Source organism: Flavobacterium sp. ov086, from assembly GCF_900187965.1.
Lineage (GTDB): Bacteria > Bacteroidota > Bacteroidia > Flavobacteriales > Flavobacteriaceae > Flavobacterium.
This window is the reverse complement of sequence record NZ_FZNL01000017.1, coordinates 24,450-51,277: the sequence shown is the minus strand read 5'-3', so window position 1 is coordinate 51,277 and position 26,828 is coordinate 24,450. Positions and strand designations below refer to the sequence as shown.

Here is a 26,828-nt window from a genome sequence, read left to right as displayed (position 1 = left end):
AATATTGAGTGAAGATCTTAGCATCTTAGCAACTCAGTCCCCGAGGCTTCGGGATAGCACCTTAGAAAAACCCATTGTAAATATCTCATTTTAAGCTCGTATTTTTATATTATCATACAAAACCTGCTAAATTTGTTAAGAAATCCTTTTTTGTTTCATAAAATGCAATATTTTTTTTGGTGCACTGAAATTAATTTATACATTCGCAGAGAATTTATTGAAAAACACAAACAAAATGTCTAATAACCGTTTTTATTTTAGCAACTCTTTTTATTTCTTCTTTAGTAGAAGTGAGGATTGTGCTATGGTTATTTGAGAAAATTTAAAAGACAAATAAAACTAATATACAATCCTGATGAAAATCAGGATTTTTTTTTGAATATATGACAACTAAAATTGCAATACAAGGTATAAAAGGTTCTTTTCATCATCAGGTAGTGAAAGAGTATTTCTCTGAAAACGTGGAAATTGATGAGTGTTTGTCTTTTGAAGAATTAATTGACAGCTTGCTTTCCGGAAAATCAGATCAAGCAGTTATGGCAATTGAAAACTCGATTGCGGGACCAATTATTCCGAATTATGCTTTGATTGACAAGAATAATTTGCACATTATTGGAGAGCATTATTTAAGCATTCACCAAAATTTAATGGCTTTAAAAGGTCAGAAAATTGAAGAAATAAAAGAAGTTCATTCACACCCAATGGCAATTTTACAATGTATGGATTTCCTGAAACAATATCCAAACATCAAACTGGTTGAAGATAAAGATACAGCTGAAACAGCAAGAAGAATTCAGGAAAAACAATTAACCGGAATTGCAGCAATTGCAAGTAAAACGGCTTCTGAAATGTATGATCTTGAAATTATCGCTCCGGAAATTCAAACGATCAAAAACAACATGACCCGTTTTGTGATTATCAAAAAACAGAATTCATTTTTGCCTGAAGACGAAATCAACAGAGCTTCAATCAAATTTGAATTAGATCATAAAAGAGGAAGCTTAGCAGCAGTTTTGAATGTAATGAGTGATTGCAAACTGAATTTAACGAAAATTCAATCGCTTCCAAAAATTGAAACACCTTGGAAATATTCGTTTTTCGTAGATGTAACATTTGAGAAATACGAAGATTTTGCAAAAGCCAAAACGTTATTAAATATAATGGCAGAATATTTTAAAGTGCTGGGAGAATATAAAAATACTAAGCCTTACATAGGTTAGGCGTTAAAAGTTAGAAAATCAAAAGTAAAAAGAGCCTAAAGCATACAGCTTAAAGCCTAAAGCAGAAAAAAAATGATTACAACAGCAAAAAGATTAGATACAGTTGAAGAATACTACTTCTCATCAAAATTGAGAGAAGTAAGGCAACTAATTTCTGAGGGAAAACCGATCATCAGTATGGGAATTGGAAGTCCTGATTTGAGTCCGTCGAAAGCAGTAATTGAAGCGGTTGCCGCAGCAATTCAAGATGAAAACGGGCATGGTTATCAGAGCTATCAGGGATTGCCGGAATTGAGAAAGGGAATGGCAGATTTTTATCAGAATCAGTTTGGTGTTGAATTAAATCCGAATAACGAGATTTTGCCTTTGATGGGTTCGAAAGAAGGAATTATGCACATTTCGTTAGCATTTTTAAATGAGGGTGACCACGTTTTGATTCCGAATCCAGGTTATCCAACGTATACTTCGGTGACTAATTTGGTTGGAGCGGTTCCGGTTTATTATGATTTGAAAGAAGCAAACAACTGGGAACCGGATTTTGAAGCTTTAGAAAAATTAGATCTTTCGAAAGTAAAAATTATGTGGCTGGGTTATCCGCACATGCCAACAGGAGCGAGAGGAAGTTTAACGTTATTTGAAAAATTGGTTGCCTTTGCTAAAAAACACAACATATTATTGGTGAATGATAATCCGTATAGTTTTGTTTTGAATGATAATCCGATGAGCTTATTGCAAGTTGAAGGTGCAAAAGAAGTGGCTTTAGAATTAAATTCACTTAGTAAAACGTTCAATATGGCAGGCTGGAGAGTTGGAATGGTTTTAGGAAATCCTGAAATTATCGATGCAATCCTAAAAGTAAAAAGCAACATGGACAGCGGAATGTTTTACGGAATCCAAAAAGGTGCAGTTGCAGCTTTAAACTGTGATGAATCCTGGTTCGAAGATCAGAACAAAATTTACAGACGCCGCAGAGAATTAACAGAAAAATTAGCAGAAAAATTAGGCTGCAAAGTTTATAAAGAAGGGGTTGGGCTTTTTGTTTGGGCAAAATTACCGGAAGGAATCGAATCATCAGAAAAGTTCATTGACGAAATATTATACGAGAAACATATTTTCATCACACCGGGAACAATCTTCGGAAGTAATGGTGAAGGATATATTAGATTCTCGTTGTGTGTAAAAGAAGAAAAAGTACAAGAGGCGATTGATAGGTTTTAAGTATTAAGATTTTAGAAGCAAGATATTAGATTTTAGACTTTAGATTGTCTGGTGACAGAAAGGTTAAATTGAAAATCAGAGTTCTTGAAAAAACGTGAAGGCTTAGCCCTGATAGAAGTGGAAATCCTTTTGTGCCGGTCCCGAGGCTTCGGGAGGCAGAAAAGATTGAAACGGATAGCAGGAAATTGCTTCAAATAAAAATAAATATGAAAGTATACGTAATAGGAATAGGGTTAATAGGAGGTTCGATGGTGCTGGACATCAAAGATCAACATCCTGATGCCACTATTTTTGGAATAGATAATAACGAGAAACATTTGCAGGAAGCAATTGATTTAGGCGTTATTGATCAGGCAGGAAGCTTTGAAGAATTGGCCGATGCTGATTTTGTAATTGTTTCGGTCCCTGTAGATGTGGCGCTGGTGGTTTTACCTAAAGTTTTGGATCTGGTTGGAGATAAAACCATTGTTTTTGAAGTAGGTTCGACTAAAAAACCAATTTGTGATGCGGTTGCCAGTCATTCAAAAAGAAGAAATTTTATCGCAACGCATCCAATAGCGGGAACTGAGTTTTCAGGACCTTCGGCAGCGATAAAAGGTTTGTTTAAAGGAAAAACGAACATAATTTGTGAGGTGGAAAAAACCACTTTTAAATTGCAGGAAAAGGCGTTAAAGCTTTTTAGTGAAATAGGAATGAGGATTCGATATATGGACCCAATTTCGCATGACAAACACATCGCTTACGTTTCGCATTTGTCACATATTAGTTCGTTTATGCTTGGTAAAACGGTAATGAATAAGGAAAAAGACGAACAGGATATTTTTGATATGGCGGGAAGCGGATTTGAAAGTACCGTTCGTTTGGCAAAAAGTTCGCCGGCAATGTGGACACCTATTTTTAAGCAAAATAAAGAACATGTTCTGGAAACTTTAGAAGCGTATATTTCAAATCTCAGTCGGTTTAGGGATTTGTTAAAAGAAGAAGATTACAATGCCATTTTTGAAGAAATGGAAAGCACAAATAAGATTAAAGAGATATTAAACGGATTAACTATTAAAAAATAAAAATAAAACTAAAAATTAAGATGGAAAATAAGAAAGAAATGAGAAAGTGGTTAGAAGATTTCAATTTAAATCACCCACTTGTGATAGCTGGACCATGTAGTGCAGAAACAGAAGATCAAGTATTGAGAATTGCTCACGAATTGAAAGATTCAAAAGTTAGTGTGTTCAGAGCAGGAATCTGGAAACCAAGAACGCGTCCGGGAGGATTTGAAGGTGTTGGAGAAATTGGTTTAAAATGGTTGCAAAAAGCAAAAGCTGAAACTGGTTTATTGATGGGAACTGAAGTTGCAACTGCGGCTCACTGTAAATTAGCTTTAGAACATGATATTGATGTTTTATGGGTTGGTGCTCGTACAACTGCAAACCCTTTTGCAGTTCAGGAAATCGCTGATACTTTGAAAGGAACTGATAAAATAGTTTTGGTAAAAAACCCTGTAAACCCAGATTTAGCTTTATGGTTAGGTGGTGTTGAGCGTTTACACATGGCTGGAATCGAGAAATTAGGTGTTATTCACAGAGGTTTCTCGACTTACGAAAAAACAAAATACAGAAACATTCCTGAATGGCAAATCGCTATCGAATTGCAAAATAAATTCCCTGATTTACCATTAATCATCGATCCATCTCACATTACAGGAGATCGTAAAATGATTTTTGAAGTAACTCAAGAGGCTTTAGATTTGAATTACGATGGTATGATTATCGAAACGCACTACGATCCGGACAACGCTTGGTCTGATGCTGCGCAACAAGTTACTCCAGATGCTTTGAAACAAATCATTAAAGATTTGACGATTAGAAAAACGGATGATACTACAGATGAGTACAGCCAAAAAATGAAAAAATTAAGAGCTAACATCGATGTTCTTGATGCTAACTTATTAGAGTTATTAGGAAAACGTATGAAAGTAGCTGACGAAATTGGTCAGGTGAAAAAAGATGCAAACGTAGCTATTCTTCAAAACAATCGTTGGAATGAAATCTTAGGAAAAATGATTCTTGAAGGAGAGAAAAAAGGTCTTACTGAAGAGTTTGTTTTGAGAATGTTCAAAGCAATTCACCAGGAAAGTATTGGTCACCAAGAGAAAATTTTCAATGCATAATATTTTCTAAATCATGTAAGTAATATAAGTCAATTTAAGTTTTTGCAAATTTTGCTCTTTGGTTTTCTTATATCACTATGTTGAAAATAGATTGTTTTTTGAAAATCCCCATCGCTTTGAGAGAAGTGTTGGGGATTTTTTTTGAAAATAAATATTACCTTCCCAACCTTTTGATGTTTTTTGTTCTCTATAAAAATATAACCTTAATTTTCGTGTCATGAAATTAAAATTGTTTTCGTCTGCGTTGCACATTTTCAAAGTGAATTTGAATGTATTGCTTTTCTTTCTGTTTTTTATCGGAACAAAAACTTTTGCACAAAGTCCTGAACTAACCGTTAAAGGTGATGATGCTGAAAAAGTGAGAATGAACAAACTTTTAGTTAATGTAAAAGTGGTGGGCAACATTGCTTATACGACTGCTGAAATGCATTTTTTTAATTCGGGAACTAGACAAATGGAGGCGGAACTTATTTTTCCGTTACCGGAAAATGTTTCGGTTTCGAGATATGCTATTGATATCAATGGTAAAATGAGAGAAGCTGTTCCAGTCAATAAAAATAAAGGAAAACAGGTTTTTGAAGCTATCGAACATCGTCGTGTTGATCCGGGATTGTTGGAGAAAGTAGATGGGAATAATTTTAGAACAAGAATTTATCCGTTAATGCCAAACGGAGAGCGAACTGTGATAATAGGTTATGAAGAAGAACTTTCGGCTTTAGATAAAGATAATCTGGCATATCAATTGGTGAGTCGTTATCCTAAAAAACTAGATAAATTTTCAGTGAAGATTTCTGTTATTGGAGTTTCAACTTCTCCAAAAATTACCGAAAAATCAACTAGAATTTCTTTCTCAAAATGGAATCAGTCTTTCGAAGCTTCTTTCGAGAAAGAAAATTATCAGCCGGATGAAAAATTAGTTTTTGAAGTTCCGATACAAAATAATGCACCGAGTGTTTTGACCCAAGATGCAGGTGGTCAGTATTATTTCTATGGAAATGTTTTTATTGAAGGTAATACTAAATCAAGAAAAACACCTTCTTCAATAGGTTTAATCTGGGATAATTCTTTGAGCTGTCAGAATCGTGATTTGAGAAAGGAACTGGATTTATTGGAAGCTTATTTTCAAAAAATACAGAATACAAAAGTGACTTTGTACTTTTTGAATTACACTTTCGAGAAACAAAAAGAGTTTGTTATTTCTAATGGAAATTGGAATAAATTAAAAACGGTTTTGGAAAATACAAAATATGATGGCGGAACACGTTATTCGCAGTTAAATTTTGCAAATCACGATCAGTATTTGTTTTCTACAGATGGCTTGTCGTCATTGAGTGAAAATTCTTTTCCAAAAACTAAAAAAGCGGTGTTTACCATTTCGTCTTCTGTCTCGGCTGATTTTACTTTTTTAAATTACTCATCTTCACAAACGGGAGGGAATTTCATCAATCTAAATCAATTGAGCACCGAAAATGCTTTAGATAAATTGATTACCACAAATCTGAAATTTTTGGGAATAAAAGAAAATCTTTTAATTACTGATTTGTTTCCGATGGTAGGAACTTCGGTTTCAGGGAATTTTAGTTTTTCGGGAATATCATTAAATCCGAAAAATGAAATTACGTTGTTGTTTGGTAATGGTGATGATACTGTTTTGGAAAGAAAAATAACTTTTGATGCTGCAAATCAAAATGCAAGTGAAGTTAATATTGAAAAGCTTTGGGCACAAAAGAAAATCGCAAATCTTGAATTGCAATACGACAAAAATGCCGAAGAAATTGAAACTTTAGGAAAGAAATACGGAATCATTACCAAAAACACATCGTTGATTGTTCTGGAAAATCTTCAGGATTATATCATGTATGATATTATTCCTCCTACAGAATTACGCGCAGAATTTGACAAGATAAAAAAACTGGAACAAGACAGTCGTTTGGCAAAACAAAATAGTAACTGGGAAAATGTAGGTGGTTATTTTACAGCATTAAATTATTGGTGGAAACTAGATACAAAATATGTAACGCCAAAAGTTTTACCAAAATCAAAGAAAAAGAGAGGTTCTGAAACAATTAGAGGTAATGCTGATGCTGTTTTGACAGTTGATGAGCCTGTTGGTACAGGGTCAGCAAGTGAAATTATGGAAGATAACAGTGTATATAACGCAGCACCAGTATCTGCAATGAGATTAGAGTCTGCAGAAAATCAAGCCAAAAAAGAAAAATCATACCGACCTGCAAAAAATATTGCTCCAGGATTGACTAATACTATGACACAATCTGTTGTTAAACCCGAAGGAGTCAAAACGGAGCAAGAAGACGATTATAGTACAACTATCGTGAGAGGATATTTGTCTGATAGTAAAAACAAGGAACTTTTAATAATTGTTGATGGGCAAATTTTTGATGGAAGACTCGAAGATGTAGTAAATGCAAATATGCTTTCGGTTGACAAGATTACAGATCCTTCTATTACCTCTATTTATGGCAGTCGAGCGTCAAATGGGATTATCAGTATTACTACAAAAAATCCAAACAAGTTTAAAATCTGGAATCCGGACAGATTGTATTTGAAAGCTTTGGCTGCAGCTCCAGAAGAAAAACAATATGATTTGTATTTTGAATTAAGAAAAGCACAGGAAAGAAACCCGAGTTTTTATTTTGATGTTGCTCACTTCTTTTACAATCAAGGTGATGTTAAAAAAGCATTGCAGATAATCAGTAATATAGCTGATTTAGGTTTAGAAAATCATCAGCTATATAAAACATTAACTTATACTTTACGTCAGTGGCAGGATTATGATGATGCAGTATTTACAGCGAAACAAGTAGTGAAATGGAGATCGCATGAGCCACAGAGTTTACGCGATTATGCATTGACTCTTGAAGATGACGGAAAATATCAAGAAGCTTTTGATGAATTGATCAAAGCACTGGAAGTAAATTATTATGGCGAAATGCGCGACCATTATGAGGGAGTTGAGGATATTATTCTGATGGATTTGAATCGAATGATTATAGAACATACGGGATTGAAAACCGAAAAATTAGACAAAAAGTATCTTGACAAAATGCCGGTGGATATTAGAATAATAATGAACTGGAATCAAATGGATGTGGATTTAGATCTTCATGTAATTGAACCAAATGGTGAAGAATGTTTTTATGGTCATAAAAATACTGAGGCGGGTGCTAGATTTTCAAAAGACTTTACGCGAGGTTACGGACCTGAGCAGTATTTAATTCGAAATGCTATTAAAGGGAAATATAAAATCAAAACGAATTATTTTGGTGAAACAAAATTAACAGAGGACGGTCCGGCAACTGTTATGGTAGAAATATATACTACAAGAGCAGGAAAAACATCAAAAACTTTAAAAACAATTCAGTTAGGAAAAATCAAAGAGAATGAAATTTTAGCAGAAATCGTTTGGTAAATTTTTCAAAATTAAGAGTAAGTCTTTAATTTTAAAAGGCGAAATTGCGTTGTTCAATTCTAAAAACGTAATTTTGCCTTTTATTTTTTATTCTTCTAAAGAATGAGAAATCTAATCCCGAAACTTCGGGACTAAAATCAGCAATCTAAAATTAAAGAATGACAGGACTCGTATATAAATCTACAGGAAGTTGGTACACCGTAAAATCGGAACAAGGTGATTTTATAGAATGCCGTATGAAAGGGAAGTTTAGGATGAAAGGTATTAAAAGTACCAATCCTATTGCTGTAGGTGATGTTGTGGATTATGAACTCGAAGAAACCTCGGATGCTTTAACGGGAACGATTTTTAATATTCACGAAAGAAAGAATTACATCGTTCGTAAATCGGTTAATTTATCGCATCAGATGCATATTATTGCGTCGAATATTGATCGCGTTTTTTTATTGATTACCATTAATAATCCTCCAACAACTTTCAACTTTATAGACCGTTTTTTGGTAACTGCCGAAGCTTATAATATTGAAACTATTTTGGTTTTTAATAAAATAGACACTTTTGATGAGCCTACTCTTGAAGATCAATTGTATATGCAATATGTTTATCAGCAAATAGGTTATAAATGTCTTCGAGTTTCTTCGACCGAAATGAAAGGAATCGAAGAATTAAAAGAGATGATGATTGGCAAAGTAAGTATGTTTTCTGGCCATTCAGGTGTTGGAAAATCTACTTTGGTAAATGCTATGGAACCTACCTTGCATCTTAAAACCAAAAACATTTCTGAAGCTAGTAAACAAGGCCAGCACACAACGACTTTTGCCGAGATGTATGACTTGTCTTTTGATGCAAAAATTATAGATACTCCCGGAATTAAAGGTTTTGGAATTGTTGATATGGAAAAAGAAGAAATCAGCGGTTATTTTCCTGAATTTTTCAAATTAAAGGATCAATGTAAGTTTAACAATTGTCTACATAAAGAAGAACCTCATTGCGCGATTAAAGCAGCTTTGGAAAAAGATGAAATTGCATGGTCACGTTATAATAGCTATTTGAAGATCCTGGAAGGTGATGACGAAAATTATCGTACAGATTCTTATGATGAGGACCGAAAAGCCAGCGATGAACTAAGGAAATAGTCGATTACATCTCATATACAGTGTTTTACACTTTGTAATGGTCATTCTACTATCAAAATAACCAGAAATAATTCTCCAAACTTCAAATAAAGAAGCTACAAATTTCAATTCTAAGATAATAAACATTTATATATTTGTAAAGATGCACAGTAGTGCATCTTTTTGTTATAATTGAAAATTTAATAATATGAGAATTGTTCTTCAAAGAGTTTCTTCGGCATCCGTAACTGTGGATAATAAAAAAACAGCAGATATTCAAAAGGGGTTATTAGTTTTAGTTGGAATCGAAGATGCCGACACTCAGGAAGATATTGATTGGCTTGTTGGGAAAATCATTAAAATGAGAATTTTTGGTGACGAAAATGATGTCATGAACTGCTCGGTTCAGGATATCGATGGTGATATTATAGTAGTAAGCCAATTTACACTTCACGCTTCTACAAAAAAAGGCAACCGTCCTTCTTACATAAAAGCTGCAAAACCTGAATTTGCAATTCCTATGTATGAGAATTTTGTAAAAGTATTAGAAAAAGACTTCAATAAAAAAGTCCAAACCGGAATTTTTGGTGCCGATATGAAGGTTAGTCTCTTGAATGACGGGCCTGTAACGATTTTGATGGACAGCAAAAACCGGGATTAAAAAATAATTAAAAAAGGATTAAAAAATAATTAGACGAGTGTTAAGGGTTTCTAAAAATAATATATATTTGGCGAAATTACTTACTAATGAAAATTACTTTTTTTGGGTTATTTTTTTTCTTATTTACCCTTATTTCATCTGCTCAAAAGAGCGAATATGCTGTATTAAAAATTTCAGATAGCCTTAAAGAAAATGCGAATGCAGTAGTTCGTTTGGATCAAATGGATATTATCATTACTTCGCAACGGGATATGACGCTGAAAGCGCAACGAGTTGTAACAGTTTTAAATGAAAAAGGACTGGGGGATATTAATGCTTATCAACATTATGATAAAACAACCGGGGTAAAAAGTATCGAAGCTATTGTTTATGATATGTTGGGTAATGAGATCAAAAAGATTAAACGAAAAGATTTTAAAGATCAAAGTGCAGTAAGCGGGAGTACTCTTTTTTCAGATAATCGTGTGCTTTACTTGGATTATACACCAATTTCATATCCTTTTACTATTGCTTATACAAGTGAGGTTGAGACTTCAAATACGGCTTTTATTCCAAGATGGTATTTCTTGAGTGATTATAATTTAAGTGTAGAGAAATGTATCTTAAATATATCTTATCCAAATAACTTAGGATTTAAAAAGAAAGAGTTTCAGTTTTCCGATTTTAATATAAAAAAAACTAGCGATACCGACACTAAACTTAGTTACGTTGCGGTTAATATTTTAGCTAGAAAAGCGGAGGATTACAGTCCTTCTGCCGAAGATTTGTTTCCTAAAGTTATAATGGGGTTAGAACACTTTCACTTAGAAGGTGTAGACGGTACGGCTACAACTTGGGAAGCATTTGGTAAATGGTATAGCGAAAAAATTCTTGCCGGAACGACTGTTTTACCTGAAGAGACTAAAACCAAAATAAAAGCTCTTGTTGGTGATGAAAAAGATCCTATTAAAAAGGCAAAAATTATATATGATTATGTTCAGAAAAAGTCAAGATATGTAAATATTGCGATTGGTATTGGAGGATGGAAACCTATGCTTGCTTCTGATGTAGATCGATTAGGATATGGAGATTGTAAGGCACTGTCAAATTATACAAAAGCACTTTTGCAGGTAGTTGATGTTCCTTCTTATAATACTATTTTGTATGGGGATCGTTATAAATCAGATATTCAGGCTGATTTTGTTTCGATGCAGGGAAATCATATGATATTAGCAATTCCAAATGGAGAAAGCTATACCTGGTTAGAATGTACAAGTCAGGTTGATCCTTTTGGATACCAGGGTACCTTTACAGATGACAGAGATGTTTTAGTAGTTAAACCCGAAGGAGGACAGATTGTTAGAACTACTATTTATGCAGACAAAGGTAATACTCAAAAAGATAAAGGAACTTATACAATAGATGAAAACGGGAACTTTTCGGGATCGATATCAATGATTTCCGAAGGATCTCAATATAGTTTTAAATCGCAAATAGAATCTTTACAACCAACAGAAAAAGAAGCACATTATAAAAAGCACTGGGATAACATTAATAATTTAAAACTTGGGAAAATAACTTTTAATAACGATAAAGATAATGTTCGTTTTACTGAAGATATTCAACTGAGTGCTCTAAATTATGGAGCAATTTCTGCCAATAAAATGATTTTTGCAGTTGATGCTTTCAATCAAAGTGCCAGTAATGTTAAACGAATCCGTAATCGAAAAAATCCATTTCAAATTCAACGAGGTTACTTAGATACCGATGAGATTGAAATTAACTTACCAGCAGGTTTTACAATTGAATTTTTGCCTTCAAATTTTGAATTAAAAGGGAAATTTGGAGAATACAAAACAGAAATCATCAAAAAAGAAAACAACAAACTGACATACAAGCGCTCGATGTTTTTGAATAAAGGAAAATATTCAAACAAAGAATATGATGAGTATCGCCTTTTTATGGAGCAAGTGTCAAGAAACGATAATGCCAAAATTATATTAACCAAGAATTAATTAAGAACTAATCAAATGAAATTTATTAAACTTTTTAGTCTTTCAATCCTTTTGTTGTTTATTTCAAAAGTAACAGCACAAGAATTTAAATTAGGAAAAGTATCCATTGCAGAACTAGAGCAAAAAGTGCATCCTAAAGATTCATCAGCTGTTGCTGCCATACTTTATAAAAAAGGTAAAGCGAGAATTGAATATGATCAAAATGAGGGTTTTGTTAGTTTAACAGAAGTAGAAACCAGAATTAAAATTTATAAAAAAGACGGTTATAATTGGGCGAATCAAAGTGTTTGGTTTTATAACTCGGATGGGGTAAAAGAGAAAGTTGATTTTGATGATGCGGTTACATATAATTTGGTAAATGGTAAAATTGAAAAAACAAAACTTACAAGTGCCGGTGTTTTTACTGAAACCGTTAATAAATATAGAGGGAGAAAAAAGATAACGATGCCGAATGTAAAAGAAGGATCAGTTATAGAATTTAGTTATACTATAAGAAGTCCTCGTGACGGATCGATTCGTGAATGGGATTTTCAAACTAGTATTCCTATAAATTATTGTGAATTTAAGACTTATATTCCGGAATATTATGTTTTTAATTCTAAGCAAAAAGGATATCTTTTTCCTAAAGTTGTTGCCGAAAAAAAGACTAAATCGATTCTTTTCACAGTTAAGGAAAGATCTAGTGGGGGTGGATTTACAGCTGCCAGAACAGATATTTCTACTGAAAAATTTGATTATGTAGAAACTCAGACAACCTACACTGCAGTTGATTTCCCTGCGATGAAGGACGAAGATTATGTGAATAATATTGATAATTATACCTCAAGCGTTCAGCATGAACTAGCGATGATTAAATCTCCTAATCGACCTACACAATCATTTTCTACCGATTGGAATTCAGTTGTGAAAACAATTTATGAATATGATGATTTTGGTCCTGAATTAAATAAGACTGGTTATTTTGAAGAGGATCTGAAAAAAGTATTAGTAGATAAAAATACCACTGATGAAAAAATTCTAGCAATTTTAAATCATGTAAAATCTAGTGTAAAATGGAACGATTACACAGGATATAGCTGTGATAATGGTGTTAAAAAGGCCTATAAAGAAAAAACAGGAAACATTGCTGATATAAATTTAATGTTAACCGCAATGTTGCGTTACGCAGGTTTGACTGCAAATCCGGTTTTGGTAAGTACTCGTTCTAACGGAATTGCAATTTTTCCAAATAGAACAGCTTTTAATTATGTAATCGCTGCGGTTGAAACTCCAAATGGGAATGTTTTGTTAGATGCATCTGATAAATTTTCAACACCAAATGTTTTACCTTTTCAAGCATTAAACTGGTATGGAAGATTAATTCGTAAAGATGGAACTTCTGAACAAGTTGATTTGATGCCTAAAAAAGCTTCGGCTGATACTGTTTTTATGAATTACAATCTTGATAGCGAAGGAAAAGTGACTGGTAAGGTTAGAAGACAGTGTACAGATTATAATGCAATGATTACGAGAAATAATATTGATGGCGTAAAAGAAGAAGAATATCTGGAAAAACTAGAGAATAAAAATAACAAAATTGAGATTAGTGAGTACACCAGAACAAATGAAAAAGACCTATTACAGCCAACAATAGAGAGTTATTCTTTTGCGGGAGATAACCTGACGGAAGTAATTGGAGGGAAAATTTATGTTCGCCCGATGTTATTTTTTGCAAATGAAAGTAATCCTTTTAAACAAGATGTTAGAGAATATCCGGTAGATTTTGGATTTCCATTTGTAGATAAGTATAATATCACATTAAAGATTCCTGAAGGTTTTGTGACGGAAGTATTGCCTCAGCCAGTAGTTTTTAATATGCAGGATAATTTAGGAAGTTTTAAATTTAATATTGTTGCTAACGGAGATGTGTTGCAAATAGTAATTCAGCATCAAATTAATGAAGCGATAGTTTCTGTTGAACAATATGAAATGCTAAAAGAATATTACAAAGGAATGATTGCTAAAGAAACAGATAAAATAGTTTTAAAGAGAATCTAGAAATGAAGATACGTCCAATTGTTTTTTTATTTTTTCTTATTTTGAGTGTTACTAAAGGTAATGCTCAAAATTTTGAAAAGGGAAAAGTGTCCATAGCAGAACTGGAACAAAAAGTACATCCAAAAGATTCGTCTGCGGTTGCTGCAATATTGTATAAAAAGGGAAATGCAAGAATTGAATATGATCCAAGTGAAGGATTTGTTGTATTAACTGATGTTGAAACCAGAATTAAGATTTATAAGAAAGAAGGTTATGATTGGGCTACTCAGAAAGTTTGGTATTATAATTATAATGGTTTAAAAGAACGAGTATTTTTTACGGATGCGGTTACATACAATTTAGTAAACGGTAAAATTGAAAAAACAAAACTCAAAAGTGATGGAACATTTGATGAGATAGTAAATAAATATAGAGGACAAAAAAAGATTACAATGCCTAATGTTAAGGAAGGATCAGTAATTGAGTTTAGATATACAATTAAATGTCCTAGTGATAGAATAATCAGAGATTGGGATTTTCAAACCTCTATCCCTGTTAATTATTCTGAATTTTCAACTTTTATTCCTGAGTATTATGTTTTTAATTTAAAGCAAAAAGGATATGTTTTTCCTAAAATCACTACACAGAAAAATTCTAAGACTATAACTTTTACAAATAAGGAAAGATCTGAGGGGCGTGTTTCTACAACTACTTTTTCAACAGATAAATTAGATTATTTGGAAAATCAAACTACATTCAAAGCGGTAGATTTTCCAGCAATGAAAGAGGAAGCCTTTGTAAATAATATTAATAATTATATTTCAAGTATTGGACATGAGTTGTCTATGACTAAATTTCCAAAATCGACAACAAAAGAATATTCAACAGATTGGAATTCAGTAGTAAAGACGATTTATGAATATGATGATTTTGGACCTGAGTTGAATAAAACCGGCTATTTTGAAGATGACTTGAAAGCTTTATTAGCAGGGAAAAACACTCCTGAGGAAAAAATATGGGCAATTCTAAATCACGTAAAGTCTAATGTGAAATGGAATGAATATTATGGGTATAGTTGTGATAACGGAGTTAAAAAAGCATACAAAGAAAAAACGGGTAATGTGGCTGATATTAATTTAATGCTAACTGCCATGTTACGTTATTCAGGGTTAACAGCAAATCCGGTTTTGGTAAGTACACGTTCTAACGGAATTGCTTTTTTTCCAAACAGAAGTGCTTTTAATTATGTAATTGCTGCAGTTGAGACTCCAAACGGAAATATTTTAATTGATGGTACTGAGAAATTTTCAACTCCTAATATTTTGCCTTTAAGAGCTTTAAACTGGTCGGGAAGATTGATTAGAAAAGATGGAACATCACAAGAAATTGATTTAATGCCAAGTAAACCGTCAAATGATAATGTTTTTATGACTTATAGTATTGACGCTGAAGGTAAAGTTACTGGAAAAACTAGGAGACAATGTACAGATTACAATGCTATGATCACCAGAAGTAATATTGATGGAGTAAAAGAAGAGGAATATCTTGAGAAGCTCGAGAATATAAATAATAAAATTGAGATTAGTGAGTACACCAGAACAAACGAAAAAGATATTTTATTGCCAACTATAGAGACATACTCGTTTGTGGGAAATAATTTATGTGAAGTAATTGGGGGTAAAATTTATGTAAGTCCAATGTTGTTTTTTACTGACGAAAAAAATCCATTTAAACAGGAAGTTCGTGAATATCCAGTAGATTTTGGTTATCCGTTTTTAGATAAATACAATATTACAATTCAAATTCCCGAAGGCTTCGCTGTTGAAACTTTGCCTGCACCGGCAATTCTTAATATGGAGGATAACCTGGGGAGTTTTAAGTTTAATATTGCAGCCAATGGTAATTCGTTACAATTGATTATCGCACATCAAATAAATGAAGCGATTGTTTCTACTGAAAAATACGAAATGCTAAAAGAATATTACAAAATAATGATTGCAAAAGAAACAGAGAAAATAGTTTTAAAGAGAATCTAAAAATGAAGATACGTCCAATTGTTTTTTTGCTTTTTCTTATTTTGAGTGTTACTAAAGGTAATGCTCAAAGTTATGAACTGGGAAAAGTTACGATAGCTGAATTACAAGAAAAATCAAATCCAAAAGATACTGCGGCTCCGGCCGCTATCTTGTTTAAAAAAGGAAGGACTTTTTTTTCTTATAATCGAACAACAGGCTTTTCCGCTAATCATGTTTATGAATTTAAAATTAAAATTTATAAAAAGGAAGGATTAAGCTGGGCCAATCAAAAAGTAAGATTTTACATTGGTTATGAAAGTTTAAATGAAGACAGAGTAGATTTTTCTGATGCTGTAACTTATAATTTAGAAAATGGAAAAGTTGTAAAAACAAAACTTGAAAGTGAAGGAACTTTTAAAAAGAACATCAATAAATATTGGAATGAGAAAGCCATAACATTGCCAAATGTAAAAGCGGGTTCCATCATAGAGTATAAATACACTTTGCGATCAGAAAATATTACGAAACTGCCGGATTTTCAAATTCAGTACGATGTTCCTGTGAATTATTTTGAATATAAAACGGAAATTCCGGAGATGTATATCTACAAAACAATTTTAGTTGGGAGGCAGCCCGTAACAACAGATTCTAAATTGATTAATGGCGGTCTAAGTTTTGAAAATGAACATAATCAAACCAGTAGGCTTTCTTATAGACAAATTAATACCATTTGTTCCGGAAAAGATGTTCCGGCACTAACAGAAGAGCCTTACGTAAATAATCCTGATAATTACAGAGGATCTCTTCAACATGAATTAGAAAGAATTAGATATGTTGATCAGCCGGATAAAGACTATACAGTAACTTGGGAAGGTGTGGCAACAACAATTTTTAAAGATCAAAGCTTCGGAAAAGAACTTAGTGAAAACAGCTTTTTAGTAGAGGATGTAAAAAGATTATTGACTAACGTTGAATCACCAGACGAGAGATTAAATATCATTTTTAAATTCGTTCAGAATAAAATGAATTGGGATGAAACGAGAGGTTGTTATACTGATAAAGGAATTGTAAAAGCTTATAAGGATCAGACAGGAAATGTAGCTGAGATTAATTTTATTTTGATCAATATGCTAAAAATGGCGGGTATAGCTGCAAATCCGGTTTTGGTAAGCACGATTGAAAACGGAGTTCCAATTTATCCAACAAGAACTGGTTTTAATTATGTTATTGCAGCAGCTGAGATTGATGGAAAACAAATACTTCTGGATGCCAGTCATAAATTTACAACGCCTAATATCTTGCCATTAAATGTTTTGAACTGGAAAGGAAGACTGATTAAAAAAGACGGAACTTCGCTGGAAATTAATTTGGAACCTGTTACACCATCTCGGGAAATGTCTAATTTGTTAGTAAAAGTAGATGCCAATGGAAAAATAGAAGGAAAAGGCAGGATTCAGAGAACAGATTATGATGCTTATAATTTCAGAGTTCACAATGCTGATAAAAACAATGAGACTTATCTGGAAAAGTTTGAACAACAATTAGGCGATGTGAAAATTTTAAATTACACCATTGAAAATAAAAAGACAAATTTATCAGGTCCGGTTTTAGAAAACTTTGATTTTGTGTCAGATAATCAATCTGAAATTATTGGAGGTAAAATATTTATCAATCCATTATTGTTTTTTACAAGAAGTAAAAATCCTTTTAATCAGGAAAACAGACAAATGGCGATTTATTTTGGATATCCAACCTTGGAAAGATATGCTATAAGTTTAGAAATTCCTGAAGGATATATGGTAGAATCATTACCAGCTGCTGTTCGCATTTCATCAGAAGGAAAAGAAATAGTTTTCTCTTTAAATATTTCAAGTGATGGAAATAAAATTCAAATTTTGAGTACAAAAGAAATTAACAATAGTATTTTTGCAGCTGACGCATATAAAGGATTAAAAGACCTTTTTCAGAAAGCGATTGCAAGTCAGAACGAAAAAATTATTCTTAAAAAAATATAATCATGGATTTGAAAAATGCACAGTTAGATGTTGATACCTGGATAAAAGAACACGGAGTTCGCTATTTTAATGAGTTAACCAACATGGCACAACTTACTGAAGAAGTTGGAGAAGTTGCCCGAATTATTGCCCGTAGATACGGAGAACAATCAGAAAAAGAAAGTGATAAAAACAAAGATTTGGGAGAAGAATTAGCCGATGTTGTTTTTGTAGTTTTATGTCTGGCCAATCAAACCGGAATCGATTTGCAAGCTGCTTTTGATAAAAAAATGGATCTAAAATCAGTTCGTGATAAAGACCGCCATAAAAACAACGATAAATTAAAATAATTGTGAAATATCACTCATAAGTTTTGAATTATGAGTTTTGAATTTTGAATTATGAACGGGGAGTGGTAAATTGCGGGGCTGAATTAAGTTTCTAATCATTCCTAATTCATAATTTACAACTTACAATTAAAAAAATGAATTTACTACTTCAAACAACTCAACATAACTTAAAAGGACAAATTGCAGTAACAGGATCAAAAAGCGAAACAAATCGTTTATTGTTGTTAAAAGCTTTGTTCCCAAATATTACATTGGCAAATACTTCAAATTCTGATGATAGTGAAGTAATGCAAAAAGCCTTAATAGGAAATGACGAAATCGTAGATATTCATCATGCAGGAACAGCAATGCGTTTTTTAACTGCTTATTTTGCGGTAAATGAAGGTCGTGAAGTTGTGATGACAGGTTCCAGCAGAATGCAAGAACGTCCGATAAAGATTTTAGTGGAAACTTTAGGACAATTGGGAGTTGAAATCTCTTATGAAAAAGAAGAAGGTTATCCGCCAATTAGAATCAAAGGAAAAAAAGTTACGGCTTCAAAAGTAACTTTGGCAGCAAATGTAAGCAGTCAATATATTTCGGCGCTTTTATTAGTGGCGTCAAAATTAGAGAATGGTTTAGAATTGACTTTAGAAGGAGAAATTACTTCAATTCCATATATTAAAATGACTTTGGCTTTGCTAAAAGATTTAGACATTCAAACCAGTTTTGAAGGAAATGTAATTAAAGTATATCCAAAAGCTGAGGTCGCATCAAAAGAAATGGTAGTAGAGTCTGATTGGAGTTCGGCTTCTTACTTCTTTAGTTTGGTAGCTTTGGCAGATACAGCTTCGATAACTTTGAGCAGTTACAAAGAAAACAGTTTACAAGGTGATTCAGAATTAGTATCGTTTTATGAGAAATTAGGAGTGAAAACTACGTTTCAAGACAATAAAATGACATTGGTAAAACAAGAGGATTTTAAATTTGAAAGCATAAATTTTGAATTAAACAATACACCCGATATCGCACAAACTATTGTCGTAACCTGTTTAGGTTTAGGGATTGGTTGTCATTTAACGGGGCTTCATACTTTAAAAATTAAAGAAACTGACAGACTTGAGGCACTTAGAATTGAGCTTACAAAATTAGGGGCCAATATTTCTGTGACAAATGATAGTTTGACTTTGATAGCTTCAGAAAATATCAACCATAATGTAAAAATTGCTACATACAACGATCATCGTATGGCAATGGCATTTGCTCCTCTGGCGCTTAAAGTACCAATTATTATAGAAGATGCCGGGGTAGTTTCTAAATCTTATCCTGATTTCTGGAATGATTTGAAAGCATTAGATTTCCAAATTTCAGAATTATAATAAAAAAATATTCGTTACGAATTCACGAATTTTAATTTTCATAGATACTTTAAAATAATTCGTTAATTCGTGGCAAAAAAATGAATAACCTCCAGTTTTAACTCGAGGTTTTTTTTATGTCTGTTTTTTCGGCTTTAGCCAAATAAAACCACCATTGATTTTTTAAAAATGCAAATTAAATGAACTTATATTTCTGATATAGTGAAAAAACAGGCAAAACTTGATTTTTATTCAATCAGAAACGCCACTGAATCAACGACTTTTGAAAATAAACATCAAAACACTTGACAACGCCTATCTCACAGTCGTATATTTGCACACGATTAAAAATCAGGTCCTCAAATAATCCTGATTGAAAATCTATAACTCATAACTTTCTCAAATGAAATTATCACATTTTCAATTTAATTTACCGAAAGAACTTTTAGCGGAATTTCCAGCAGAGAACAGAGACGAATCTCGTTTAATGGTAATCGATCGTCAAAAACAAACTATAGAGCACAAAATGTTCAAAGATGTTATCAACTATTTTGATGACGGTGACGTTTTAATTCTTAATAATACTAAAGTTTTTCCGGCTCGTTTGTACGGAAACAAAGAAAAAACAGGAGCAAGAATTGAAGTTTTCTTATTAAGAGAATTAAATTCAGAACAACGTCTTTGGGATGTGTTGGTTGATCCGGCTCGTAAAATCAGAATTGGTAACAAACTTTATTTTGGTGACGACGATTCATTAGTTGCTGAGGTAATTGACAACACTACTTCTCGTGGTAGAACTTTACGTTTTTTATATGACGGTTCTTACGAAGAATTCAGAAACAAATTAACAGAACTTGGAGAAACTCCAATTCCTAAATACATCAATAGAGAGGTAACTGCAGAAGATGCTGAAAGATATCAAACTATTTATGCAAAAGAAGAAGGAGCTGTAGCAGCACCAACTGCTGGTTTACACTTCTCAAAACACCTTTTGAAAAAACTAGAAATCAAAGGAATTAATTTTGCTGAAGTAACCTTACATGTTGGTTTAGGAACTTTTAATCCAGTTGAGGTTGAAGATTTATCTAAACACAAAATGGATTCCGAAGAATTGATCATTAACCAGGAAGCTTGCGATATTGTAAATGCTGCAAAAGCAAACAAAAAACGTATTTGTGCTGTTGGAACAACTTCAATGCGTGCAATAGAAAGTTCGGTTTCTTCTCAAAATACTTTGAATCCTTATGAAGGATGGACAAATAAATTTATTTTTCCTCCTCACGATTTTAGTATTGCAAACTGTATGATTACAAATTTCCACACACCAAAATCAACATTATTAATGATGATTTCTGCTTTCTGTGGACATGATTTAATGAAACGTGCATACGAAGAAGCAATTAAAGAAGAATATAAATTCTACTCTTACGGAGATGCAATGTTGATTATCTAATTAGGTATTCAGATAAAATATAAAACCTGTCAGTGATGATGGGTTTTTTTATTTAAAATGGTTTCAAGTTTCAGGTTTCAAGTTTGTCATTATTTGCGAAATTTAAACGCAAAGTTCGCAAATATTTTTTGCGCAGTTTGTGTTTGCTAAATGCAAAAGCACGCAAAGCTTTGCGAACTTAGCGTTTATAAACGTTAACCTAGATAAAAATCCTTGCGAACTTTGCGGTTAAATCTTCAAAGCATATCAACGCAAAACTTAAAACATGAAACAAAACAAACAAAATTTGTTATTTTAGCAGACAAAACAAAAACACAATGACTTTTCAAAATACACGCGAATTCGCACGAGAGCTTGATTCGCAAGACACATTAAATCATTATCAGGATCAATTTATTTTTCCGAAAGTAAATGACAAACGCGTTATTTATTTTACAGGGAATTCTTTAGGATTACAGCCAAAACGTACCAAAGCTTATATTGACGAAGTAATGAACGACTGGGCAGATCTTGCTGTAGAAGGACATTTTTATGCGAATAAACCTTGGTGGGATTATCAGGAAAGATTTGCTGAACCGCTGAGTAAGATAGTTGGTGCTTTGCCATCAGAAGTTACAGTAATGAATACTTTGACAGTAAATCTTCATTTATTGATGGTTTCTTTTTATCAGCCAACAGCAAAACGTTATAAAATTATCTGCGAAGAAAAAGCATTTCCTTCAGATCAATATATGTTTCAAAGTCAGGTTCATTTCCATGGTTATAAAACAGAAGATGCAATTGTAGAAATCAAACGCCGTGAAGGAGAACATAATATTCGCCTTGAAGATGTTTTGGCAAAAATTGAAGAAGTTGGTGATGAATTGGCTTTGGTTTTAATTGGAGGTGTAAACTATTATACCGGACAAGTTTTTGATATCAAGACTATTACTGCTGCAGGTCAAAAAGCTGGTGCAAAAGTAGGTTGGGATTTGGCCCACGCTGCTGGAAATATCAAATTACAACTTCACGATTGGAATGTAGATTTTGCTGCTTGGTGCAGTTATAAATATATGAATTCAGGACCAGGAAATGCTTCTGGTTGTTTCGTCCATGAAAAACACCATAATAATCCTGACTTACCAAGATTTGCAGGTTGGTGGGGACACAATAAAGAACGCCGTTTTAAGATGGAACCAAACTTTGATCCTGTTCATGGAGCAGACGGTTGGCAAATTAGTAATTTACCGGTACTTTCTTTAGCGCCTTATTTAGCTTCTGTAGAAATGTTTGCTGAGGTTGGAATGGATGCTTTGATTAAAAAGAGAGATCATATTACCTCATACTTAGAATTTATTTTACATGAAATTGATAAAGAGGTACAAGGTAATTTCGAAATTATTACACCATCAAATCCTGAAGAAAGAGCTTCTCAATTATCTGTCTTTTTACATGGAGAGGGAAGAAGTTTATTCGATTACTTAATGAAAAATGGCGTAATTACAGATTGGCGTGAACCTAATGTAATTCGTTTGGCGCCAGTTCCATTGTATTGTTCTTATGAAGATATGTTCGATTTTGGGCAAATTCTGAAAAAAGGAATTTTAGGAAAGTAATATAAATGCGAATTTTTTTATAATTATTAAGCATCTGCTAGAATCTTTTTAAAATCTGCGTGAAACAAGTCTGTTTTATCAGTGTTGAAAGATTAAGAAAACCTTCAAATTCTATAACCTTTCTAAAAAATCATGTAACTCAATCCAGATAAAGCGACCTTACTTTGTAGGGTAATAATTTTAAAACCACAATCATGAAAGCCTTATATATATTAATTGTTGCATTGTCTATTGTTTCTTGTCAAAACCAAGGAAAAGGAGATATCAATAAAGCAAAACAAGCTAGTATTGATTCAATGAAAGTTGAAATTAATAGACAAAAAGTTATTGATTCAATGAGAACAGAAATGGCAAACTTAAGGGAGGAAAAAAGAATGGAATCTCAAAAAGTTGTAGTAGTACATCAACAAGCAGATGGAACAGCAACAACAACTACGACCAAAAAGAAAGGTTGGAGTTCTACAGCTAAAGGAGCCGTAATTGGAGCCGGAGTTGGAGCTATTACCGGAGCTGTTATAAGCAAGAAAAAAGGAGAAGGAGCCATAATTGGTGGTTTAGCAGGAGCAGGTGTTGGTGCGGGAACAGGTGCAATCATTGACGGAAGCAAGAAGAAAGAATAGACATAAGGTCTGTAATTATAAAACCCCGACTCAGGTTTCTGAATCGGGGTTTCTGTTTTTAAGCTAATTCTAAAGTTGGAATCTTAATTTGAGCTAATTCTAATTTATAAAAATCAAAGTCTTTTCTGATTTTACTTAAATCTTCTTTAAAATAAGAAGCCGCTGAAAGTAATGTTTGATAATATTCGATTCCTTCCAGAATATTTGCTTTAAATGTATTCCACTTTTTTAATTGAGCATTGGTGATTTCTCCCGAAAGAGCATCAATTTCATTTCTGAAATAATCAATGTACATTTTCAATTCTTTTACAAAAATATTTGGGCGATTATCGGTCCTTAAAATTGATTTATTTCCATAAATATGACCCAACATATCAGACAAAGAAACTTCTTGGTCAAAATAGGCTATATTTGGCCCAGGACAGATTACAACACCTTGTGCCTGACCTTTTATTTTAATATCATTTTCTAAATACGCAGCATTTGCCAAACCTACACACAAACATGATTTTTCAGTAATATCAAATTTTGCTTTTTCAAAAGCCTCTGCAGAAATTGTGTTTTTTGTTATTTTTAATTCTTCTAGTTTAAGATCCTGAAATTTTTTCGAAGCAGTGCAAATTCCCTCAGGATCGTATTCTTTGCTTAAAGCAAGGAATTTTTTCGGGCAGGAACTTCCGGCTTTATTTTGCTCAATTCTTTTTTGTTTTAAAGTTTCATTTGTAGTTCCCTTCAAAGTATTAAACGGAACTCCTAAAGGCGAGATATGACTTAAATATAAATCATCTTCTTTGGCATTCATCAACAATTCGCGTGTTGCTTTATCTACAGAAGTTGCTTCGGGAACTAATAAAAACGGAGAACCCCAACCAACAGAATCAATTTTGTAGTTTTCTAATAAAAACTCGTGTTCTTCAGCAGTTCCTACACCGCCTTGAACCGTGATTTTAAGAGGCAAAGGATTTTCTGGTGCATAAATTTGTTTTTGCAATAATACTTTTGTCATCAACTCATGCGCAGATTGTATGAGCTGATCTTTCTTTTGCTTAAATTCTTCCAGAATAGGACCTAATAAAAGTCCGTCAGTGGCAAAAGCGTGTCCACCGCAATTTAGCCCGGATTCGATTCTGTATTCAGAAACCCAAAGTCCTTTTTTAGCCAAAAAGTTCCCCTGAATCATGGCAGATCTAAAATCACTTACTTTTAATATGATTTTCTTTTTAAGTTCATTATTTGAATTCGGAAAGAAATCTGAAAAATTTTCAAAGTAGCTGTACAATCTCGGATTCATTCCTGCAGAAAGTACTACCGAAGATTCCAGATTACTATTGGCAAAACCTCTTAAAGCTGCGTGAGCGTCATTAAATTCGATAGGAAGCTGTTCATCTTTATCAAAATTATCTTTATCCAGTTTTGTCATGATATTGACATCAATTAAACCTGGAGAAAGATGTGATTCGATATAACTTTGAATGTTTTCTTTGAAAGAAATTCCATCTTCAAGCAAATTCTGAAAACCTTTTTTGATGTCTGACGTATTAGGCAGCATCGCAATATAATTTTCTACAGCAGTTTTGCTTTCTATCAATTCAGTTTTAAAATGTTCAAATTTATCTTTTACAATTTTATCTACTAAATTAAGATAGGATGTGATTCTTTGTGCTCTATAGTCGTGAAATTTCTGACTTATCTCTTCGTACGGAAAGTTAAACTTCGTACTATAAAAATTACGCATTTTTTCAATTAGATCATCATCAGCGATCGACACAACAGATGAAATACCGTATTGCGCCACTCTAATTGGACTGTCAATTGTATAGGCGAGCCCCATTACAGGAATGTGGAAAGTATGCAAAGGCTTTTTTGTCATTTGTTTTTAAATTAAAATAGAAGCAAATGTTAGAAAAAGAATTTACTATAAACCTGATAATTGTCAGGTTTATAAATGATTGAAATTTTTATAAGAGAAAGGTTGCTACGAATTTTCACTAATTTGATTTAGAGGGAGCAAAATATTAATTCGTGAAAATTCGTGGCGAAAAAATCAAATCAAAATCTTCTTTAAAGATTCAGCGATGCTTCTCCATAAAAAGTTATAAAATGACTTTTCGGGAATGCGATTAAGTTCAACGTCCGCTTTTTTACTTTCGTCTCCTGAGTCATTTTTTAGCAATAAGTTGGCGACTGCCGTTTTTAGTTTAGCTTCTTTTTCGCGGTGTTTCTTTTGATACAATTTTACTTTTAAGTTATCATATTCCAGCGAAGCATTTCCTTTTGCTGTATTATCATTTCCATAAAAATTGAAGCGGTATTTGTCGAAAGTTCCCGTAAACGAAGAGTTTATGTAGGGTTTTGTAAATCTCTCCATTGCTGCAACATTAAAATTTGAAATCGTTCCCTGAATATGAAAACTGTCTTTTTGATCCAGAACATTAAAGCTCCAATCAACCTCTAAAGGTGATGTTTTCATGAACTGACAATTCACTTTTATTTTTACATCGGCAGTTTTCTTTAGCCCAAAACCACTTTTGATATTGGTAATTTGCATGTTAAAATGATCGAAATTTAAAACTCCCGGGCCTTTTGCGAAATCAATTTCTTCTTCATAAACTAGTTTTGATTTAAGAATTTGAACGGTATCGATTTGAAGCGGAAACTTAATTTTTCGCAATAAAGCATTGTAGAGGTATTTCTTACTCAAATCATCTTTCGGTATTTTATTTCTATAAATATTAGCGTCAACATGATTAGCAACAATCGAATTTGCTTTAAAAAAGAAACGATCATTTTTAAAACCCCAATCCATTTTTTCAATATCTGCCGAGTCGAGTTTTATCGTATAAATGTCTTTCTCCTTTTCTAGTTTTCGAACAAAATCTTTCCTGTTAAACTCAGGTAAATAAGAGAAATTCTTAATTCTTAAAAAACGATTTTGCATACTAATTTTGCCAATATTCATATGATAAAATGCATTCGGCTTATAATAAAGACTATCACAGATTAAAACATATTTTTCGAAATGCATTGGGATTTTTTCTTTTAATGTGGCATCAGAAATTAAAATTCCTTCCAATTTCAAAATGATATTTTTAATGCTGAAAATGGGTTTATTATTTTTTAAAGAAACTACATCAACGCTTCCTTCATTGAGATAGATATTAGAAACAGCAATTATTTTATAGAAAGGTTCGATTATTTGGGTTTCGATACTATTGCGATTGTTGAGGAGTTTCTCATCCTTTTTGTATAAAAGCACTCTCGCTTTATTGATCGTAATGCTTTCGGCCTGAATAATATCGTGAAAAGCCAAATTCCAAATATTAAAATCTTTAATGCTGATGGATTCTATTTTGGAGTATATACCAATTTTTGTTTTACTGTTTTCGGGTTGGTTCTTTGGGTGAACCAATAAGGTTTGCGCATCGATATTTCTCGACCAAAGCGACACTTCGATTTTTTCGTAATTAATATTATAAGCTGTTTTGTTTTTCTCGTGTATAATGATTGGTAATTGTTTTTTTATCCAATAATTAAGACCAATATTGACTAAAATCACAAAAAAGAGAAAGGAAATTATACAGATTGCTATTTTTTTATAGACAGACATTTATAGTATTGGTTTTAAATACATAAATTTAGACTT

Annotated in this window: 18 protein-coding genes; 16 read left to right on the top strand and 2 right to left on the bottom strand. The window is 32.7% G+C overall.

Going from position 1 to position 26,828, the window contains the following annotated elements; translation table 11 throughout:
* Positions 1-383 precede the first annotated feature (383 nt).
* The 16 genes from CHB81_RS17680 to CHB81_RS17605 all read left to right on the top strand — a co-directional run bounded on the left by CHB81_RS17680 (position 384) and on the right by CHB81_RS17605 (position 23,185).
* Entirely contained in the window at positions 384-1,220 is an 837-nt protein-coding gene (locus CHB81_RS17680; protein WP_089353174.1) for a prephenate dehydratase, read from the top strand.
* Between the two features lie 72 nt (positions 1,221-1,292).
* Positions 1,293-2,438, top strand: a complete 1,146-nt coding sequence (locus CHB81_RS17675) for a pyridoxal phosphate-dependent aminotransferase (RefSeq protein ID WP_089353173.1) — start codon at positions 1,293-1,295, stop codon at positions 2,436-2,438.
* A gap of 206 nt (positions 2,439-2,644) precedes the next feature.
* Positions 2,645-3,502, top strand: coding sequence for a prephenate dehydrogenase (locus CHB81_RS17670; protein ID WP_089353172.1), 858 nt, complete (start codon positions 2,645-2,647; stop codon positions 3,500-3,502).
* Positions 3,503-3,522: 20 nt separating this feature from the next.
* A complete protein-coding gene (locus CHB81_RS17665; protein ID WP_089353171.1) occupies positions 3,523-4,605 on the top strand; it encodes a bifunctional 3-deoxy-7-phosphoheptulonate synthase/chorismate mutase type II in 1,083 nt (360 codons plus the stop codon).
* A gap of 217 nt (positions 4,606-4,822) precedes the next feature.
* Positions 4,823-8,035, top strand: a complete 3,213-nt coding sequence (locus tag CHB81_RS17660; RefSeq protein ID WP_089353170.1) for a VIT domain-containing protein — start codon at positions 4,823-4,825, stop codon at positions 8,033-8,035.
* Positions 8,036-8,193: 158 nt separating this feature from the next.
* On the top strand, positions 8,194-9,171 hold the full coding sequence (gene rsgA / locus CHB81_RS17655; RefSeq protein WP_089353169.1) for a ribosome small subunit-dependent GTPase A: 978 nt from the start codon (positions 8,194-8,196) through the stop codon (positions 9,169-9,171).
* Positions 9,172-9,358: 187 nt separating this feature from the next.
* Complete coding sequence (gene dtd, locus CHB81_RS17650; protein WP_089353168.1) at positions 9,359-9,811, top strand: D-aminoacyl-tRNA deacylase; 453 nt, start codon at positions 9,359-9,361, stop codon at positions 9,809-9,811.
* Between the two features lie 86 nt (positions 9,812-9,897).
* Positions 9,898-11,805, top strand: a complete 1,908-nt coding sequence (locus CHB81_RS17645) for a DUF3857 domain-containing protein (protein WP_089353167.1) — start codon at positions 9,898-9,900, stop codon at positions 11,803-11,805.
* Between the two features lie 15 nt (positions 11,806-11,820).
* The gene (locus tag CHB81_RS17640) at positions 11,821-13,842 is read left to right on the top strand and encodes a DUF3857 domain-containing protein (RefSeq protein WP_089353166.1); all 2,022 of its coding nucleotides are present in this window, start codon (positions 11,821-11,823) and stop codon (positions 13,840-13,842) included.
* Positions 13,843-13,844: 2 nt separating this feature from the next.
* A complete protein-coding gene (locus tag CHB81_RS17635; protein ID WP_089353165.1) occupies positions 13,845-15,857 on the top strand; it encodes a DUF3857 domain-containing protein in 2,013 nt (670 codons plus the stop codon).
* Between the two features lie 2 nt (positions 15,858-15,859).
* Positions 15,860-17,851: a DUF3857 domain-containing protein gene (locus CHB81_RS17630; RefSeq protein WP_089353164.1), complete on the top strand. Its 1,992-nt coding sequence runs from the start codon at positions 15,860-15,862 to the stop codon at positions 17,849-17,851.
* A 2-nt stretch (positions 17,852-17,853) separates the two neighbouring features.
* Positions 17,854-18,180, top strand: a complete 327-nt coding sequence (locus tag CHB81_RS17625; protein WP_012022600.1) for a nucleotide pyrophosphohydrolase — start codon at positions 17,854-17,856, stop codon at positions 18,178-18,180.
* Between the two features lie 134 nt (positions 18,181-18,314).
* Positions 18,315-19,538, top strand: a complete 1,224-nt coding sequence (locus tag CHB81_RS17620) for a 3-phosphoshikimate 1-carboxyvinyltransferase (RefSeq protein WP_089353163.1) — start codon at positions 18,315-18,317, stop codon at positions 19,536-19,538.
* 382 nt (positions 19,539-19,920) lie between these two features.
* On the top strand, positions 19,921-20,970 hold the full coding sequence (gene queA, locus CHB81_RS17615) for a tRNA preQ1(34) S-adenosylmethionine ribosyltransferase-isomerase QueA (RefSeq protein ID WP_089353162.1): 1,050 nt from the start codon (positions 19,921-19,923) through the stop codon (positions 20,968-20,970).
* A 317-nt stretch (positions 20,971-21,287) separates the two neighbouring features.
* Positions 21,288-22,565 (top strand): kynureninase, encoded by a 1,278-nt coding sequence (gene kynU / locus CHB81_RS17610; RefSeq protein ID WP_089353161.1) that lies wholly within the window; start codon positions 21,288-21,290, stop codon positions 22,563-22,565.
* A gap of 194 nt (positions 22,566-22,759) precedes the next feature.
* Entirely contained in the window at positions 22,760-23,185 is a 426-nt protein-coding gene (locus tag CHB81_RS17605) for a YMGG-like glycine zipper-containing protein (RefSeq protein WP_089353160.1), read from the top strand.
* A 58-nt stretch (positions 23,186-23,243) separates the two neighbouring features.
* Here the strand turns inward: CHB81_RS17605 and CHB81_RS17600 are convergent, their stop codons facing one another.
* Together CHB81_RS17600 and CHB81_RS17595 are read right to left on the bottom strand one after the other, a co-directional pair.
* Positions 23,244-25,055, bottom strand: a complete 1,812-nt coding sequence (locus CHB81_RS17600; protein WP_089353159.1) for a hypothetical protein — start codon at positions 25,053-25,055, stop codon at positions 23,244-23,246.
* A 174-nt stretch (positions 25,056-25,229) separates the two neighbouring features.
* Entirely contained in the window at positions 25,230-26,792 is a 1,563-nt protein-coding gene (locus CHB81_RS17595) for a hypothetical protein (RefSeq protein ID WP_089353158.1), read from the bottom strand.
* Between the last annotated feature and the right edge of the window lie 36 nt (positions 26,793-26,828).